Source organism: Intestinibacter sp. (assembly GCF_034113885.1).
Lineage (GTDB): Bacteria > Bacillota > Clostridia > Peptostreptococcales > Peptostreptococcaceae > Intestinibacter.
This window is the reverse complement of record NZ_JAXEWM010000031.1, coordinates 1-18,721: the sequence shown is the minus strand read 5'-3', so window position 1 is coordinate 18,721 and position 18,721 is coordinate 1. Positions and strand designations below refer to the sequence as shown.

The following is an 18,721-nucleotide window of genomic DNA, read 5'->3' as shown; positions in this document are numbered from 1 at the left end:
TTTTTTAGATTCATTTATATTTGAAATAGTCACAGCTAAATGAGAGCATATTGTTTTTATGTAATCGTATCCGTATTCTATAGGTTTTGTATCCTGTAAGAATGTTATTATTATATGACCTAATATTTTCTTGCCGATTGCAATATTGTATATTCCTATTTTATAGATATTTTTTTCTTTTAATTTTTTAGCTACTATTTCATTCTTTATCTCGTCTACATATTTAATACCTTCTAGCTCTAATCGCTTAGAATATCTCGTATATGAATCCTCAAACACTTCTCTTTTTTCTGTATAATCGAAATTAAAATCGTCTAACACTACCCCCCTGCTGACCAATGTATAAAAATCGTTTTCTTTTTCTTTATAAAATACAATTGCTATTCCATCAGCGTGAAAATGCATCAACGTTTTTTCAGATATATAATCTAGTAAATTCATCACATCATTTTCATCTTCATTTAAAAATTTATTGATCTTTCTAAATTTAATACCTGTATAATCTAGTGTTTTATTTAAGTGCTTTCTTATATCTATATTTCTACTATTTCCGACTATATTTTTTACACTACCATCTTCATTTAGCGTGGCATCTACTGTCAATTCATACCATATTTTTTTACCATTAAATGTCAATCTCTTTTCTGAACAAAAAGGCTCTTTTCTTTTTATTACATCACCTTCAATTTTTTCAATATATTCTGACTCTTTTACATTAAAAAACTCTGTGGTTCGATGTCCTATAATCTCTTCTTTTGTCTTATTATGTGAATCACATTTTTTCTTATTTACATATAAATACTCGCCTCTTTGATTTTTTATGAAACAATTCATATTTATAGTATCTAGTAGAGATTCTAGATCTTCTCTTTTATAGTATTTTTCACATACATCTCTCGCTATTATGAAGTAACTACTCTCTCCATAAAAACTATCTTCTAATAAATCTCCATTAAAAAAATATTTTTTTTCACCAATTTCCAAGTAAAAATCAAAATTTATATCTTCATTTTTTTCTAAACTATTGATTAAATTGTCTATACTTCTTCCATTACTGTATAGACAATCTTTTACAGGAGTATCTACAATGTCTTTTAAATCTATATTTATTCTTTTCAAAACAGTCTTATTGGCAAACTTTATCTTTCTATTAGGGCTTATAACAAAAATAAAATTGTCCATATGATTAAAAATATTCACCATTTTTCATACCTCCTTGTAAAACTTTTTTGTAAATTTCTTTACATCTCTCTATATATAAAGGATAAATCATTTCAAATAATAAATCAAACATTAATATATTTGATTTTTTAACTTTTTTTGCGCTTTCAATTATTTTTTATAATTTAAATGGTGTTTAAATTTTTAAAACAACATTTAAATTTTGATTTATAATTTTTTCATAATATAAATTTGTTTTATTTATTAAAGATGTTATAATTATATCTGAGGTGATTATATGAAAAAAAATAAAATACTATCTATTATTATACTTTTAATTATCGTTTTAATAGGTGGCTTTTTTATAAAAAAACATATTGATGATAATAAAGCTTTAGAAAATCAAATGGATGAATTAGATACTCCTTCTGGTACTAAAATCGAAGATAGTACAGAAGACAGTTCTAATGAAGATTCATCAGAACTAAAAATAAAGGGCTACATACTATCTCTAAACGACAGCAATGTAGATTTAAATGAAATTCTAGAAAAAACTAATTTACAAGATAAAACTCCAGTACACGGACAACTATCTTCTAACTACAACAGTGCAGCTGTTATCGAAACTAACCAAAAGATAGGACCTCTTTATTTAGTCGACTGTAAATACGATAAAAATACTAAAAAGTACTCAATCGAAGATGGATCTAAGCAGTTAATTACTGATTTTATACAATACTGTGATGTATTAGTATTTTTAAATGAAGTAGATTCGTCAGTAGCCAAAAAAGCTATCTTAGTTGAAAAAGATGATAAATCGTATTATTATCCTCTATCAACTAAATTCTTAGACGATTTATCTGGACAAGATTTAATTGAAAACAAATAATAAAAATACCTTATATAGTAAAATAATAAACCTGCTATATAAGGTATTTTTTCTATTTAAAATATTTTTCTTTTATTTTCGATATATTTTCCTCATCTAATGCATAAGCTTCTCCTATATTTCCCTTGAGTATAGACCAAACCCTGTTGTGGACTTCAACTGCATTAGAAAAGTCTCCCTGTTGCCATTTTTCTAAATTACTTCTGAAGTAAATCCTCTGGTATTCATCCTGCAAATAATTGACTCCCGAAATAGCTTTTTTTATTGTCTTAGGTGTAACCTCAGTACATTCCCATTTGTACTCTGCTTTTATAAGTGAATTAGCCAAGGAATGTATTAATTCTAACTCCTCCATATTGCTCTTAGGTTTTTTAACGTCCTTTGCCTTCACTACAACGGTTGGTTTTGCATCCTTTAAATTTTCATCGCCTGCTTTACCACCAAGCATTCTGATAATATTGTCCTTGTCTAAAAAATTATGCGCTTTAATAAAAAAGGGATATACTCCTTCAATCTTTGAAAATATATTTGGATTATAAATCCCTATTATAGGCAATAATAAAATAAACACCAATAAAAGATCTACAATCCAACTTATAAAGTAGCTTTTTCTCTCTTTTTTATCCTCTAAAAACGGCTCTCCTATTATATCGTCTAAATCAGCTGGTATTTTTATATTTTCTAAATCATTTTTCGAAAAACAAAAATCTCCTATATCATTTTCAATATCCTGATCTATATTTATCTCTATATTTTTTAAACTGTTTTTATTATGTAATATATACGGATTTTGCTCTTTCATATTATAAATATTCACCCACACTTGCTTTGATTTTTTTTAGCGATTGCCTAATGTAAATTTGAACTGTATCTGCATTTAAATCTACTACCTCTCCTATTTCCTCATAAGAAAGCTCAAAATAGTATTTCAGTATAAGCACGCTTTTGTATTTTCCATCTAATAAATCGATTGCATTGTATAAACTTATTTTGCCATTATTATAGTAATCCTCAATATTTATATCGTTTTCAACCATGCCTACACTTTCTAAGAAATTATTAGTATTTATAATTATTATTTTATATATCCATAAAATAACATCTTGATCTTCATCTAATTTTGAAATATTTTCTTTAATAAAACATATTGTATCTCTAAGTATTATCTTACTGTCCTCTTCGTATTTAGTGTGAAGAAAAATAAGCTTGTACATCTGTTTACTGTAATCTCTAATTAATTGTTTGATAGCCTTTTTATTTCCATTTACTGCTTTTAAAATATTATCCAACTTTACTCTCCTTTTCCTCTATTAGAAATAATTTTACACTTTTTTTATATTTTGAGCAACACATATGATATTTTACATAACTTGTATATATTGGATTTTAATATAGAACTTGCATTTTCATATTATTTTTAAATAACCTCAATCATATAAATAAATATATTTATTTTTAAGGAGATACACCTATGAGAAGAAAAAATTTAATTATAAATACCTTTTTATTGACCTTTTCCACTATGATATTGGGTCTTTTAGGAATGTTGTTTAGAATATATTTATCCAATAAAATCGGCAGCGAGGGAATGGGACTTTTTCAGCTTATTATGAGTATTAATGTATTTGCCTCTACAATATCTATATCAGGTATAAGACTTACCCTAACTAGACTCGTCGCGGAGGAAATAGGTAAAAATAATAAAAACAAGGTTAAATATCTACTTAAATGTGGATTTTTATATACTTTGTTTTTCAGCACTATGGTGTCATTTATTTTATATAGTAAATCTTTCTTTATAAGTGAAACCTTGATAGGAGATATTAGAGCTAGGATTCCACTTCAGATTTTAGCATTGAGTATGCCATTTGTCGGTGTAGCCGCTTGCTTTAATGGCTACTTTTACGGCTGCAGAAAGGTCGTTAAAAGTATATTCTCTGATTTTATAGAAAGTATAACTATGATAGCTGTAGTGGCTTTTTTTGTAACTTCATTTTGCGATTACAATCTAGAGCATACATGCTGCTTTATAACCATTGGGATGAGCTTAGGAAATATCGCAGCGTGCTTTAGCTCATTTGTTATGTATCTATTAGAAAAGAGAAGCTCAGCTAATAAACTAACGAGAAATATCTATAAAAGCATTTTTAGAGAGGTTATGTCTGTGTCACTTCCTATTGCTGGGAGTGCATATGTTCAAACATTTCTAAAATTTATAGAGGATATATTAATTCCAAAATCACTAAATACATATGGTTCATCGACTTCTACATCTTTGTCAATATTTGGCATGATAAAAGGAATGGCACTACCTCTTTTAAATTTTCCATCAATATTTTTAGCTTCCTTTTCTACACTTATTATTCCAGAAATAGCACAGTACAATGTACTAAATAAGCCTAAATCAGTCAACTTTGTTATATCTAAGGTTATAAAATTCACCTTGATAATTGCTTTTTTTTCGACTGGATTTTTTATGACTTATTCAAATGAACTGGGACTTATTTTGTACAAAAACACTCAGGTTGGAATTATATTAAAAATCCTAGCTCCCTTAATCCCCTTAATGTATCTAGATAGAATTGTAGATGGAAGCTTAAATGCTTTAAATCAACAGGTATTTACGCTCAGATATAACTTTATAGATATGACTGTTAGAATATTTATAATAAATATATTTATTCCTAGATTAGGTATAGATGGTTTTATACTAGTCCTGTTTGTCAGCACAATTTTAAATTTTTCTCTTAGTGTAAACAGGCTTTTAAAAGTCACAAAGCTTTATTTTTCAATTGCAGATTTTATTTTAAAGCCTTCTTTTTCTATATTTATATCTACTTTTTTTGTAAAAAATTTATTTGATTATTTAAATATAGATTTCTTAATCACTGAAGGCGTTTTATCTATAATTATTTACATAACCTTATTATTTTTGTCTAAATGCATATCTAAAAATGATATTATGTGGTTTGTAGATGCATTTAAAAAAGACCCTCGAGGTGCTAATTGGAATGATTTAAATTTATATAGACAGATTTAATATATAGTACACAGAAAAAAGATTGATGTGAAAATCTAAATTGAAATTTTCTCATCAATCTTTTTATATTAAATGTATTTTTTACTATTCTAATTCTTGAATAAAATTCACTATGCTGCTTGCAGCCTTATTTTGTTGTTCCTCCTCACTTATAAGAGCAGTCTCATCTTTTTTGTAAGTCCCATAATCTGCAAATTGAGAATGGTTAGCTCCCTCTATTTCAATATAAGTCGTATCAGATGGCAACTTTTCCTTTGCATCGATTAAAGCCTGAAAATCGATAACTCCGTCTTTACTTCCCCATATAGATAAAACATCCATGCCGATTTCTTTTAAATACGAATCTGCTGGATATGAAGATATCAAGACAACACCATCAATTTTTTCTAAATTTGAATTTACATATCTAGTAGCCATAAGACCTCCTAGAGAGTCTCCACCTATTACCCAGCTTTCTATGTGGCCGTATTTTTGTATAACATCGTTGGCTTTATTTTTTCCAAATGGAGCAAAATTAAGCGGCATATCTACGGCTACTACCTGATATCCATATGATGATATCATCTTACAAAGCTTAGCATACGCTCTAACATCTACTTTTGCAGCTGGATAAAATATAAATCCCTTTGTCGCAGTAATATTTTTAGGTGTAAAAGCTATTAAATTTCCATCTATACTCACTTCTACATTATTGTCACTTATTAAAGATAATTCAGCTTCTTTTGTTGGAGCGTAGTAACTACTTAGCCAAATGAAAAAACCTATTATTGATACCAATAATAAAACTAATATGGCTTTTATTATTTTTTTACTTCTAATCTTCTTTTTCTGTTTCTTTTTTTGGACTTTAGAAATTTCTTTTTCTTCTTCATTGTAAAGTAAAGGTTTCTCTAGCTCCATAGTAATACTGAAGGTGTCGTATTTTCTTTTTTTTGACTTTACTTTATCATTTTTCATTTTGTATCCCTCCAAGTTTGTTTCATACTATTATAGTTTATCACAGTTAAATCTATTTTTCATCTTGTCAAATCTTTCAATTTTGTATCTTTTTCTTAATTAAAATTTAATATTTTACAAACTTGTAAATAAACTTACAAAAAAATACTCCCCCTATGTAAAAATAATTTTTATATTTCTACAATTAGGGAAGTATTTTAGGCATTTTTATTTTATTATGTGGGAAAAAGTTTGTTCAAATTTATTTAATAGTGTATGCCACTCCAATAAACATTGTTTTTAATTATAGCTTCTGGATTTAAAGTAACTCCTTCTAAGACATATTTTTTATACTCCATAAATCCAGTTCTATCTACTATGTATCCTATATGTTCCTTTCCTCCTGGCGCATCTTTTGCCATGTATTCTTTTGCAAATTTATAAGTATTTACTATTATTTTTATTATGCTCTCTTCATCTGCCCAAAGTATCCAATCCTCTGCAAGTCTAGGGTTTTTCTTACCTGTTCTACCCATTATAGCTAGTCTGTAGTATTTCTTTTCATCTCTAGTCCATGCTCCTGTAGGACAGTTTAGTACGCATTCTCCACAGCCTATACATTTTTCAGGATCTCTTACTATTTTATTGTTTTCAACTGATAATGCTCCTGTAGATATTTTTTTGCATTTTTTAACGCAGGCTTGACAGTTTACACATCTATCCATTTCATATATAGGCTTGTGCATACCTATTATTCCATAGTCGTGACTTCTAGCTTTTATGCAGTCATTTGGACATCCTGTAAGTGCTACCTTAACGTGTATGTCATTTGGGAATATCGCCTTTTCTATTTTTTTAGCAAACTCAGTAGTGTTGTAAGCCGCCTTTGGACAGGCTTTGTTCCCTACACATGCACATACATTACGAGTTCCAGCTGCTGGATATCCAGTATCTGGTTCTACTTGATTTATTTCAAGCTTATCTATTACAGGTTGTATCATTTTATTTATTTCATCCATATCCTCGTATCTAAGTCCTAATACTTCAAATCCTTGGCGAGTTGTCATATGGATTTCGCCATTACCGAATTTATTTGAGATTTCAGCGACAATTCTCAGAGATTCTGGGTCTATTGCACCTCCTGGAACTCTTACTCTAAGTGATGTCCCATATCTATTTTTAGTAATTCTATAAGCATTTTTCATTACTTTTTTAGTATTTATATCTCTAATCATAATCGTGCCTCCTAATCTATAAGTGTTTTTGCCTTTGAATAATCGTAAACTGGTCCATCTAAACATATATAAGATTCATCCATCTTACAGTGTCCACATTTACCTAATCCACAGCACATCTTTCTTTCATAAGAAACCCAGATATTTTCTTCTGCTACGTTTCTCTTTAAAAACTCTCCAACAGTAAATTTCATCATCATAGGAGGTCCTACTACTGCACATGAAAAGTTGTCTATATCTTCTATTTTTAAATCTGGTATGTATTTTGTAACAAGTCCAACAGGTCCATCGTATCCTTCAGTTGCTGTATCTACTGTCACTATAACATCTAGCTTTTCACTCCATCTTTTTAGATCTTCTTTAAATAAGGCGTCATTTATTGTCTTAAATCCAGCTATTAATTTAAAGCTTTTAAATTTATCTAGATTATTATATGCAAATTCCACTATTCCTCTTACTGGAGCTAATGCACTACCTCCAGCTACTACGACAAGCTCTCTACCTATGTAATTTTCAATTTCAAATCCATTTCCATAAGGTCCTCTTATTAAGAGATTATCGCCTATACCGTATTTAAATATCTCGCTAGTTACCTTACCTACATTTCTTATAGTAAAATCCACGTAATTATCGCCGTACCCACTTACTGATATTGGACTTTCACCGTGCTTTGGCATAGATATTTCATAAAATTTACCTGGAAGTACACCTTTTGTATCACACTCAACTCTAAATGTCCATTCTTGCGGTGTATGCTTTATTAAATCTATTATCTTCGCAACCTTTGGTATATATCCATTCATACTATTTGTCCTCCTTACATAATTCATTTACTTTATCGATAGTAGTAGAGAAAGAAATATATTGTGGGCAATTATCATCACATCTACCACAGCCTACGCACATATGATATCCAAAGCGTTTTTTGAAATCGTAAATTTTGTGCATAGCTTTAAATCTAAGTCTATCACCTTTAGATTGTCTAAATGAATGTCCTCCTGCTATATCAGTAAATCCATCTACTTGACATGATGCCCATACTCTTCTTCTCTCTCCAACGTTTTCATTTTCTTTATAGAAAATATCCTGCATTGTAAAGCATGTGCAAGTTGGACAGACGAAATTACATCTACCGCATGATATGCAGCGAGCGTTGTATTCCTCCCACATAGGAGCTTGGCTTATTTTTACTGGATCTATATTATCTGGTATTTCAACCTTTATGAAGTTTTCTTTTACATAATCTACTTCAAAGTCTTCTTTTTCTCCTTCAAATACATTTAATGTATCGTCTTTTATATCTATGTATAATTCGTCTTCTCTTATGTTTAATGCCATAGCGTAATCTTCTGTTTTATTAGAGTTCATACTTACACAGAAGCAGTTTCTAAAGCTTTCTTTACATCCTACCAGGATAAATTTAATTTTATCTCTGTTTCTTTTATAGTAATAATCTTCTTCGCCATTTCTAAGATATATTTCATCAACTCTTTTTACTGCGTTTATATCACAGGCTCTCATGAAGATTAAAATTTTATCTTTTCTTTCATTTGCTTCACTGTACTCATCTTGTGTGAAGTAAAGTAGTATTTCATTTATAGGTAACATAACTTCCTTTGGAGAAAAATGAGATTTAAGCCCCCACTCCATTTCCTCAAAACTTTTTACTTCTTTGTATCTAATACTTGGAGTGTCTGAATAAGTACCCTTGTACTCTAAAACTACTGGTGCAAAAATTTTATACTCCTCACTTAATTTTTCTAATCCCTTGTCAAACGATTCGTAGTTAAGCTTTAACTTCATTATAATCACCCTTTCTTAATCTTTATAATTAAATATTACCAACTTTAAAATATAATCGATGTGATTTTTATCACAATCTAGTTTGTTTTTTTTATTTTTTCCAAAAAAATAACGCTATTTTACTAAACAGCGCTATTTTTTTTAATTTTTAAAAAACAATGAAAGCTCATCTGGCTTTATATAAATCTTTTTATTTTCTAATTTAACTAGATTTTCATTTTGAAGTATTTTCATAGCTCTAGACAACGTCTCTCTCTTACATCCTAACATATCAGCTAGATAAGTCATCGTAATACCTTTGACATCTAACAATCTCCACTCACCCTTATCGACTCCGAATTCTCGATTTAACCTATACAGCTTTGCAGCAAGCTTCTTTTCGATTTTTATATAAGTAGAATTTTTTAGCTGTCTATAAAGTCGTCTATTTCTTTTTTCTAGAGTATCTAATATATTTCTGACTAATGTAAAATCTCTTTCCATTATATCGATAAATTCCTTTATATTGAATTTAGCTATTATCGCTTTTTCAAAGACTTCACATGCAACAGCTGTCGTAAAGTTATTTATCAATATCTCGTTTATCATATCGCCTTGATTTAATATAAAAATTATCTTTCGCTCTCCGAATTCGTTCATTTTATATATTGAAACCTTACCTGATACCAAAAAATAGACATTTTCAACTAGATCTCCTTCATGAAATAAGACCTCTTTTTTTTCTAATTTAAACACAGAGCCTTTTTTAGTCAGTTCTTCAATTGTAGATGTTTTTATATTTTTGAATGCATCTATATTTTTAAAAATAATACTCACCCCTATATTCAATTATCTAAAAGACATTAATATAGAGTTTTTGAGACTTATGGTTTAATTTATAATATCTTCTTGATAATCTATAGTATTTTGTTCGTCTACTTCACCTATATATATTTTATCAGATATTTGTCCTTCTTTTAACTCTTCTTTTTGACTATATATATCTTCACTTATTACCTCACATTGATTTTTTTCAACTGATTGAAAATCATCGCCTTCTACATTGTCGTCATCTAAAATATAATCATCGCTTTCATATTCATCTATATCAAATTTTTGCTTTTTAACGACCTTTGAACCGCAGCAGACACAGAATTTAGAGTCTACATCGATTTTACTTGCACAAACATCGCATAACATAAAGTTTTTCTCTCTATCTATTTCCCTTCCACATTTAGGGCAAAATTTTTCATCGCTCTTTGGTATATACCCACATTCACATACAGGTGTATTTTCGTCGTGTCCTTCTATATTTGCTATATCGAGCATCCTATTGTATATTTCTAAATCGATCTTTCTTATTTCGTATATTATTTCTCCAAATATGCTCTGATCTATAAGGTCATTTCTTACCTTGTCATATACAATCATCCCTAATTCCATTATTTTTTCACTTTTTTTATCTTCAAATTCATGTATTTCTTTTTCTATTTGTAATTTCTTTGATTTCAACTGTAAATTCATCTCGATACCTCTTTTCTACTAATTCCAATCACTTAATTTAAATCCTACAAAGGCTATTATAAAACTGTAAAGAAAGCTTATTACTGCTGTAAATATTACACTCATTCCCATTTGTAAATTATATCCCAATAGAGAACCTCCATTTATCTCTATAGATGTGAATATAGACAATACTGCCATCATAATCGCATAAGTAATACTAAATATCAAAACAGTCTTTTTAGTTGCATTTTTATATTTTTCTCTAAGCTTTATACCTGAAATAAGTAATATTAAAGCAGATAAAGCCACAAATGCCACTAAACATAATTTAAAATCTATACTCAAAGAGCTAGAAAATAAATTGACTAAAAATAAATTTTGACTTCCTATAGTAATAGGATTGAAATTTGCAAAGCTCCAAATATAAGCTGCTAATTGACTAATTAATACAAAAATATTTACACCTGATACATAACTTCCAAGTCCAAATTCGTAGATATAAGTAAGCCCTATAAAATGTCCTAAAAGTAAAAGAGCAAATACTATTATATATCCTACAACTATTGTCTTTACGGCATATTTAAATATTCCCAAATAAATGTTGTTTTGTTCGTATTCCTTTTTGATTCCTATATATAAAATTGATAAAAATCCTATCAAAAATCCTCTAAGTAAAACACTTCCAAAGCCAAATCCATATACTAGACTATATCCAGAAGATAAAAATCCGCCTCCTAATGAAATACTGCTTTTAGATAAAAGCGCCAAAACACTTAGTATAACTCCATAAACAATACCTGCACCTAGAGATTGTCTAATCAATGCTAGCTCATCTGTATTTTTTTGTTTGAGAAATAATTTATAAGAAATCATCATACATAATACAGGTAGTAAAATCAATATCAGCATAGATACTTGTAAATTTACACTGTAGTAATTTCCAAATCCCATACTACCTGCATTTGTAAATGCGCTTAAATTTCCTCCATTAACTAGTAAAAGCACATCTAAAGCGCTTATGTAAGAAGCGTAATCCCCTAAAGTTAAATTTAAAACTTGATGCACTATAACACATAAAAAATACAATATTAAAGTGGCAAACCCAGCCGTCTTAAAGCTATCCTTGATATTTATATTTGACAAGATATTTTCAAGCTTAAAATCGCAGTTTCTTTTATTTATAGACTCCAACATAATCCCGCATTCTTTACAGTAAATACTATTTAAATCGTTTTTGCTTTTACAATTTGGACAGTAAATTTTATTTTTTCTTCTTAGTACAAATTTTTTGTTATTTAATTTTCTGTATTGATGTCCATCTTTTTTTGAATAATTTCTAAATTTATCTGCAAATTGTGATACATCTTCTTTATTTTTTACTTGCATATCAATTCCTCCACCTTTATTTTATGTCTATTTATTATTTCGTATTGAATTATATCAAACAAATCTTAAATTACACTTAATTTATACAAATTATATACCATAAGTGACATTTATATTATAAAATTATTTTATATGGAAATATTATACATAAGGAGATGATAACATGTACAGTTTAAATAAAGTCGGAGAAAAGACATACTATCTAGATTCTCCAACTAATATAGGATTATATAAGTTAAACGACACCGATGTCTGTCTAATAGACAGTGGCAATGACAAAGACGCAGGTAGAAAAATAAACAAGCTTCTAAAGGAAAACAATTTTAATCTAGCCTATATAATAAATACTCATTCAAATGCCGATCATATAGGAGGAAATGAGTTTTTACAAAAGAGAACTGACTGCAAGATAATATCTACTGAAATTGAAAATTTATTCACTAAATATCCAATTTTAGAGCCTTCTTTTCTATACGGTGGATATCCACTTAAAAAGCTTACAAGTAAATTTTTAATGGCAAAAGCTAGCAACCCAACTTCAGATATATCTGAACTGCCAGAAGGACTTGAATACATAAAATTAGGCGGTCATTTTTTCGATATGATAGGTATAAAGACTTCTGACGATGTGTACTTCTTAGCTGACTGCGTTTTTGGAGAAAATACAGTAAATAAATACCATATATCCTTCATATACAACGTAGAGGAATTTTTAAAAACACTGGATTTTGTAGAGACATTAGAAGGAAAATTATTTATACCTTCTCATGCAGAGCCTTGCGAGGATATCAAGCCTTTAGTTAAGTTAAATAGAGATAAGGTCTTTGAAATAATCGATACTATTTTAAATATATGTAAAGAGCCTTTAATCTTTGAAGATATCTTACAAAAGTTATTTATTCACTACGACCTTAAAATGGATTTAAACCAATACGCACTAGTTGGAAATACTGTAAAAGCTTATTTATCTTACTTACACGACAACGAAAAGCTAAGCTTAGAAATAATAGATGCTAAATTATACTGGAAAACTATAGAATAATAAAATCCCCCAATCGCCGTATTTTAATTGCGACAATTGGGGTTATTTTACTTATATCCAGTTTCCTTCGCCATGTCTTTTTAATATAAATCTTATCATGTCCATAAGCTCGTCTTCTTTTTCTGTTCTAAATATAAACACGTGATTTCCCATAGCAGCAGCTAGAGCCTCTGGTACTTCTGTGCTTATAAGTATTTTATCTCCGTATGTATTTTTTATATCGTCATAAGAATAAACATAGTCTATTCCATTTCTTCTACTTGCATATCCAACTACGTACTTTCTATTTACATCTACAAATAGCTTATCGTGAATAACCATATCTGCCCATATAGCGTAAGTATCTACATCGTAGGCGTAATTTATCATATCAGGCATATAAGCTCCTGGAGCTCTCATATTGACTTCTAGTCCTATAAGATCACCCTTTTTACCAAGACCTTCTTTATCTACTTCTAATCTAAAGAACTCAAAATGGAAATATCTACTTCTAGTGTCAAACGCTTTTACTGCTCTCTTACCTACTTCTTCGATGTCCTTACCTTCAAATGGTTGGAAATAAAAAGCAGTATCTGAGGCTGTATTTACAGTATCCATTATAGAATTTAGCATTACATGACTTGATGCAATCAATACGTTTTTATTAGAATCAGCTATTCCATCGAATGTTTCAACATGTCCATTTATAAATTCTTCCATTATATAAGTTATGTTGTAGTCCTTAGTAGCGAAGAAATATGCTACCTCATCGTCATTTTGAAGCTTATATGTACTAGATGCTCCAACTCCGTTGTCTGGTTTTACTACGACTGGATAACCTACTTCCTTAGTGAATTTTATAGCTTCTTCGTAAGTAGATACTAATATATATCTAGCAACTGGAATATTGCATGATCTATATACATCCTTCATTTTTGATTTGTACTTCATAGGCGCCATATCGTCTATTTTAGTACCTGTATTTACATCGAATATTTTTCTCAAAGTAGCTTCTGTTTCTAGCCAGTATTCATTTTGAGATTCTATCCAATCTATTTTTCCATATTTTTGAGTGAAAAATCTACACGCCTCTTCTACCTCGTGGAAATTTTCTAAGCTTCCAACTTTATAGTATTCTGTAAGAGAATCTATTGTATGACCTGGTAAAGACTGATATGGTGCATCTCCTATACCTAATACATTGACACCTCTGACTTTTAAATTTTTACAGAAGTTATAAAAGTAAAGTGGAAAATGTGGTGAAATAAAAACAACGTTCATTTATAATACCCCCTTAATCGTTTACAATATTAAAATTAATTATATTATATGTCTTACAAAATATGAAAATTGAACCTGCCACCAATTCCAATCGTGGTTTACGTCATATCCCCATATATCTATCCAAGCTGGTATATCCTTATATGCAAGTAATTCCTTCATCTTATGGATACTTCTTAGCATTTCATCCTCCCATGCTCCTTGACCACAGCACAAGACGATTTTGCAATTTCTATACATATCTACATAGTAATGGTCGTAGCTCATACCTTCTATAAATTTTATAGGAGAATTATTGTAAACTAAGTCGTCACAGTAATCTCCAAAGAATATATCAGAATCGAAATAACCACTAAGTGATATTACTCCACCAAATACATCCGGTCTTCTAAACATAAAGTTAGCTGCATGAGTTCCTCCCATAGAGCATCCTGTAGTAATTATTCTCTTTCCTGTTTGATTTATTTGATGGATTCTTGGAACTAATTCATTTACTATGTAGTTAAACCAAGCTTCTTGTCTACATATTCTATATCTTGGGTCTCCATTTTCATCAGACCAACTTTCTTCATCTATACTGTCACAGCAAAACAACTGTATTTTGCCATCATCTATCAAGTCCTGAACATTATCTAACATTCTAAAGTTTTCAAAATCAAAAAATCTACCATTTTGAGCTGGAAATACTAGTATAGGTTGACCTGCATATCCGTATACATTGAATTCCATATCCCTATTTAAGTTATTGCTGTATTCTCTGTAATAATTTTTTATCATACATCGTACCCCTTATAAAATTATTAATTAAATATGTATACATAATACCACAAATTCCTAACTATTTTAAGATAAAACTTATAATTATTTAAGTAATTCTAAAATTTTATATAAATATTTTTTAATTATTAATCAAAAAGAAACCGTTTACCTTATTATATTTTGTATAAAATCAAAAAAGACTATACCAAATATTTTGATATAGCCTTTATCATAATGTATATTTTTAAACTTTAAAATCCTAGAATTCAGCGTTTTTAGGAGTTCTTGGGAATGGTATTACATCTCTTATATTAGATATACCAGTTAAGTACATTATTATTCTTTCAAATCCAAGACCAAATCCTGAATGTGTAGCTGTACCGTATTTTCTAAGTTCTAGATACCACCAGTAATCTTCTTCTTTTAGACCACATTCATGTATACGGTCAAGTAATACATCGTATCTTTCTTCTCTTTGAGATCCACCTATTATTTCTCCAACTCCTGGAACTAATAAGTCCATAGCTCTAACTGTCTTACCGTCTTCATTCATTCTCATGTAAAATGCTTTTATTGCTTTTGGATAATCAGTTACGAATACTGGAGCATTGTATATTTGTTCAGTTATATATCTTTCGTGTTCAGTTTGTAAATCGCATCCCCATTCAACTGGATATTCGAATTTATGTCCTGATTCTAAAAGTAATTCTATAGCTTTAGTATAAGTTATTCTTGTGAAGTCAGAATTTACTATTTTGTGTAATCTTTCAAGTAATCCCTTGTCTACAAAGCTGTTGAAAAATTCCATTTCTTCTGGACAGTTTTCAAGAACATAGTTGATTATATATTTTATCATATCTTCAGCAAGTTCCATATTGTCTTCTAAATCTGCAAATGCTATTTCAGGTTCTATCATCCAGAATTCAGAAGCATGTCTTCCTGTATATGAATTTTCAGCTCTGAAAGTAGGTCCAAATGTGTATACGTTTCTGAAAGCTAAAGCCATTATTTCAGCGTTTAATTGACCACTAACTGTTAGGTTAGCTTCTTTTCCGAAGAAATCTTGTGAGTAATCTACTTTTCCATCTTCAGTTTTTGGAACATCGTTTAAGTCTAAAGTTGTAAGTCTGAACATCTCTCCTGCACCTTCACAGTCACTACCTGTTATGATTGGAGAGTGAGCGTATACGAAGTTTCTTTCTTGGAAGAATTTATGTATAGCATATGCTGCAACACTTCTAACTCTGAAAGCTGCAGAGAACAGATTACTTCTAGGTCTTAAATGAGCTATAGTTCTTAGGTATTCAACTGTATGTCTTTTCTTTTGTAGTGGGTAAGAACTATCTGATTCGCCTTCTACTATTATCTTTGTAGCTTGTATTTCTACTGGTTGTTTTGCATTTTGAGTTGCTACTAATGTACCTTCTACTAATAAAGATGTACTTATTGGTAATTTTCCAACTTCCTTAAAGTTGTCTAATTTTTCATCTATAACGATTTGCATATTTTTAAAGAAAGTACCGTCGTTTAATTCTATAAAGCCGAAGTTTTTAGACATTCTAGATGTTCTTATCCATCCAGCAACTTTTACAGTTTTATCTATGTACTCTTCTTTATTTCTATAAAGTTGTTTAATTTCAATGAATTCTTTTTGCATAGAATTACCTCCTAAATATTTGGTTCAAATTTTGTTCATATAATAATTATAACTTATATTTACTAATTTATACAGTTTATAATGTCAATATTTATTCTACTAAATCTTACCTATAAAAATCAATAGTATTGTAGATTAAAATACAAAAGTGCTCTAAAATTATTTATATTTTAAAGCACTTTATATTTTATATAATAATTTTTACAATTAATCGTTTACAACCTTATCCTCTTCGTAGTCTAGCTGATTGACTTTGTTTTTATCGAATAAACTAACTACTATAAATGTTATACCTGTAGTTAATACCATCAAGTATCCTACATCTGAGAATACATTTTTTATAGCTGGAACAAATAGCCATACCCCTGCAGATAGTACTGATACTAATATTGTCATAAATCCTGCGTTTTTACTTGCGAATTTAGAGAAGCATAATCCTCCAAGTACAACTATTGAAGTTCCTATTGCCATAGATAGACATACCTTCATAGCATTTAATATAGAACCTAATTGAGAAGATAGTATGTAAGTTAAGAAGCCTACAGCAAGTATTATTACTTTATTTATTACGAAGGCTTTATCTTTCATTTTTTTACCAGCGCTTGTCTTAAAGAATATATCTTGACTTACTGTTGTTGAACAACCTATTAGCATACTACAAGCAGTTGACATGTCTGCAGCCCATAGAGCTGATAATGTAAGACCTGCTATTACTGGTGGTAGTGATAATATTATCATTGGTAATGCTAAAGTTGCATCTACTCCAGGTATTAAAGCCTTTGATGCGATACCTAACATTGCACATAAGAAACCTATTGGTATCATCATTAATGCCCCTAATCTAAATCCATTAATTGCTGATTTATCGTCTTTAGATGTAAGACCTATTTGTATAACACCTTGGATTGAGTTAGTATTACCGCACATAACTATAAGCCAAGCTATAATTGCTGGTATACCCATACCTTCTGTAAAGCTTAAATATGGAACGTCTGTAGAAGTGCTAGCCATTTGTAATGCAGCATCCCAGCCACCTTGGTTGAAAAATACCATAAATGAAGCTACTATGATTCCGAAATAAATTAATGATATATTTATAATATTACTTAAACTAACAGATCCCATACCACCTACGAAGGCTACTAGCATGAATATTAAGAAACTGAAGAATGTTCCTGTAGTTATATTAAATACATCTGGTAGTAAACTTGCAAGTATTGATCCACCTGCTATATATTGAAGTGCTATTATTGTACATTGGATTAATACCATAGCTATTGTCATCATAACACCAGCTTTTTTATCGAATAAATCTTGAACTAATCCTGTTACTGTATTATGACCACTATGTCTAAAGCGTTTAACAACTAAAAAACTAGCCATTATAGCTCCAAAAGCCCAAGCTACATTGTACCAACCAGCAGATAAACCTGCCACGAATGCATTTTGTGCTATACCTATAGTTGAGGCACCACCTATAGCAAGACCAGCTATAGTAACGGCAGTTATCCAAGTACCATTTTTACCTTTGTATAATAAGAAGTTTTCCCCGTCTTTTTTCTCTTTTTTTGACATAAATATCCCTAATGCTAGTAGGAATATTACATATAATATTACTATTATTAATGGCGTATTCATGATTTTTTCTCCTTTATAAATAAATTTACAATATTAAAAATTTCCACTTTTTTATTTTTTATTTTCCCTTAATTTTTTATTAATCTTGAAGAAGAGGAACTACACTACCTCCATAAGGTAATATACATACGTCTTTTCCTTCAAAATCTACTTTTTCTAATAATTCATCTATATTTTTATAAGAATCTATATTTAAATCCTTTACAAAGTTTGGATCGATTTCACTTAGCATAAGTAGGTTTGCTTTTGAAATTGCTTCACATAGTGCGTAGAATATATATCCTCCTATTGTGAAGTTTGCTCTTAATTCTTCATCTAAAACTCCTCTTTTTAGTGGGTCTATCCAACTGAAGAAATCAGGTGCTCCTCCACCTTCTCTACATTCTGCTAGGAATATTACTGTTCCACCCTTTTTAACTGCTCTTGTAGC

At 29.5% G+C, this 18,721-nt stretch carries 17 protein-coding genes and 1 pseudogene; 3 read left to right on the top strand and 15 right to left on the bottom strand.

Annotated features, from left to right (window positions below; genetic code table 11):
• The coding region (locus tag SPD90_RS01995; protein WP_320924152.1) for a PAS domain-containing protein at window positions 1-1,203 on the bottom strand (1,203 nt) is incomplete at its 3' end.
• Window positions 1,204-1,459: 256 nt separating this feature from the next.
• Here SPD90_RS01995 and SPD90_RS01990 point away from each other — a divergent pair.
• Window positions 1,460-2,050, top strand: coding sequence for a hypothetical protein (locus tag SPD90_RS01990; RefSeq protein ID WP_320924151.1), 591 nt, complete (start codon window positions 1,460-1,462; stop codon window positions 2,048-2,050).
• Between the two features lie 52 nt (window positions 2,051-2,102).
• Here the strand turns inward: SPD90_RS01990 and SPD90_RS01985 are convergent, their stop codons facing one another.
• Together SPD90_RS01985 and SPD90_RS01980 are read right to left on the bottom strand one after the other, a co-directional pair.
• On the bottom strand, window positions 2,103-2,852 hold the full coding sequence (locus SPD90_RS01985) for a DUF6241 domain-containing protein (RefSeq protein ID WP_320924150.1): 750 nt from the start codon (window positions 2,850-2,852) through the stop codon (window positions 2,103-2,105).
• Window position 2,853: 1 nt separating this feature from the next.
• Window positions 2,854-3,339, bottom strand: coding sequence for an RNA polymerase sigma factor (locus tag SPD90_RS01980; RefSeq protein WP_320624378.1), 486 nt, complete (start codon window positions 3,337-3,339; stop codon window positions 2,854-2,856).
• A 182-nt stretch (window positions 3,340-3,521) separates the two neighbouring features.
• On the opposite strand from SPD90_RS01980, the gene SPD90_RS01975 reads away from it, so the two are divergent.
• Entirely contained in the window at window positions 3,522-5,090 is a 1,569-nt protein-coding gene (locus tag SPD90_RS01975; protein ID WP_320924149.1) for an oligosaccharide flippase family protein, read from the top strand.
• Window positions 5,091-5,174: 84 nt separating this feature from the next.
• On the opposite strand, the gene SPD90_RS01970 is transcribed toward SPD90_RS01975, so the two are convergent.
• The 7 genes from SPD90_RS01970 to SPD90_RS01940 form a co-directional block, all read right to left on the bottom strand.
• The gene (locus tag SPD90_RS01970) at window positions 5,175-6,047 is read right to left on the bottom strand and encodes an alpha/beta hydrolase (RefSeq protein ID WP_320625556.1); all 873 of its coding nucleotides are present in this window, start codon (window positions 6,045-6,047) and stop codon (window positions 5,175-5,177) included.
• 245 nt (window positions 6,048-6,292) lie between these two features.
• On the bottom strand, window positions 6,293-7,261 hold the full coding sequence (gene asrC / locus SPD90_RS01965; protein WP_320625555.1) for a sulfite reductase subunit C: 969 nt from the start codon (window positions 7,259-7,261) through the stop codon (window positions 6,293-6,295).
• An 11-nt stretch (window positions 7,262-7,272) separates the two neighbouring features.
• On the bottom strand, window positions 7,273-8,064 hold the full coding sequence (gene asrB, locus SPD90_RS01960; RefSeq protein ID WP_320924148.1) for an anaerobic sulfite reductase subunit AsrB: 792 nt from the start codon (window positions 8,062-8,064) through the stop codon (window positions 7,273-7,275).
• 1 nt (window position 8,065) lies between these two features.
• Window positions 8,066-9,064 carry an anaerobic sulfite reductase subunit AsrA gene (gene asrA / locus SPD90_RS01955; protein ID WP_320924147.1) on the bottom strand — a complete coding sequence of 333 codons (999 nt, stop codon included), beginning with the start codon at window positions 9,062-9,064 and terminating at the stop codon, window positions 8,066-8,068.
• Window positions 9,065-9,205: 141 nt separating this feature from the next.
• A complete protein-coding gene (locus tag SPD90_RS01950; protein ID WP_320924146.1) occupies window positions 9,206-9,880 on the bottom strand; it encodes a Crp/Fnr family transcriptional regulator in 675 nt (224 codons plus the stop codon).
• A gap of 54 nt (window positions 9,881-9,934) precedes the next feature.
• Window positions 9,935-10,567, bottom strand: coding sequence for a zinc ribbon domain-containing protein (locus tag SPD90_RS01945; protein WP_320924145.1), 633 nt, complete (start codon window positions 10,565-10,567; stop codon window positions 9,935-9,937).
• Between the two features lie 18 nt (window positions 10,568-10,585).
• Window positions 10,586-11,935: a zinc ribbon domain-containing protein gene (locus SPD90_RS01940; protein ID WP_320924144.1), complete on the bottom strand. Its 1,350-nt coding sequence runs from the start codon at window positions 11,933-11,935 to the stop codon at window positions 10,586-10,588.
• Window positions 11,936-12,098: 163 nt separating this feature from the next.
• On the opposite strand from SPD90_RS01940, the gene SPD90_RS01935 reads away from it, so the two are divergent.
• Window positions 12,099-12,977 (top strand): MBL fold metallo-hydrolase, encoded by an 879-nt coding sequence (locus SPD90_RS01935; RefSeq protein ID WP_320625549.1) that lies wholly within the window; start codon window positions 12,099-12,101, stop codon window positions 12,975-12,977.
• 51 nt (window positions 12,978-13,028) lie between these two features.
• Here the strand turns inward: SPD90_RS01935 and SPD90_RS01930 are convergent, their stop codons facing one another.
• The 5 genes and pseudogenes from SPD90_RS01930 to SPD90_RS01910 form a co-directional block, all read right to left on the bottom strand.
• The gene (locus tag SPD90_RS01930) at window positions 13,029-14,237 is read right to left on the bottom strand and encodes an ATP-grasp domain-containing protein (RefSeq protein WP_320625548.1); all 1,209 of its coding nucleotides are present in this window, start codon (window positions 14,235-14,237) and stop codon (window positions 13,029-13,031) included.
• 39 nt (window positions 14,238-14,276) lie between these two features.
• Complete coding sequence (locus SPD90_RS01925) at window positions 14,277-15,014, bottom strand: esterase family protein (RefSeq protein WP_320924143.1); 738 nt, start codon at window positions 15,012-15,014, stop codon at window positions 14,277-14,279.
• 241 nt (window positions 15,015-15,255) lie between these two features.
• Window positions 15,256-16,653, bottom strand: coding sequence for an asparagine--tRNA ligase (gene asnS, locus SPD90_RS01920; RefSeq protein ID WP_320924142.1), 1,398 nt, complete (start codon window positions 16,651-16,653; stop codon window positions 15,256-15,258).
• 207 nt (window positions 16,654-16,860) lie between these two features.
• Window positions 16,861-18,291 (bottom strand): sodium:solute symporter family protein, encoded by a 1,431-nt coding sequence (locus SPD90_RS01915; RefSeq protein WP_320924141.1) that lies wholly within the window; start codon window positions 18,289-18,291, stop codon window positions 16,861-16,863.
• A 79-nt stretch (window positions 18,292-18,370) separates the two neighbouring features.
• Window positions 18,371-18,721: pseudogene (locus SPD90_RS01910) on the bottom strand (nickel-dependent lactate racemase); the annotation flags it as partial.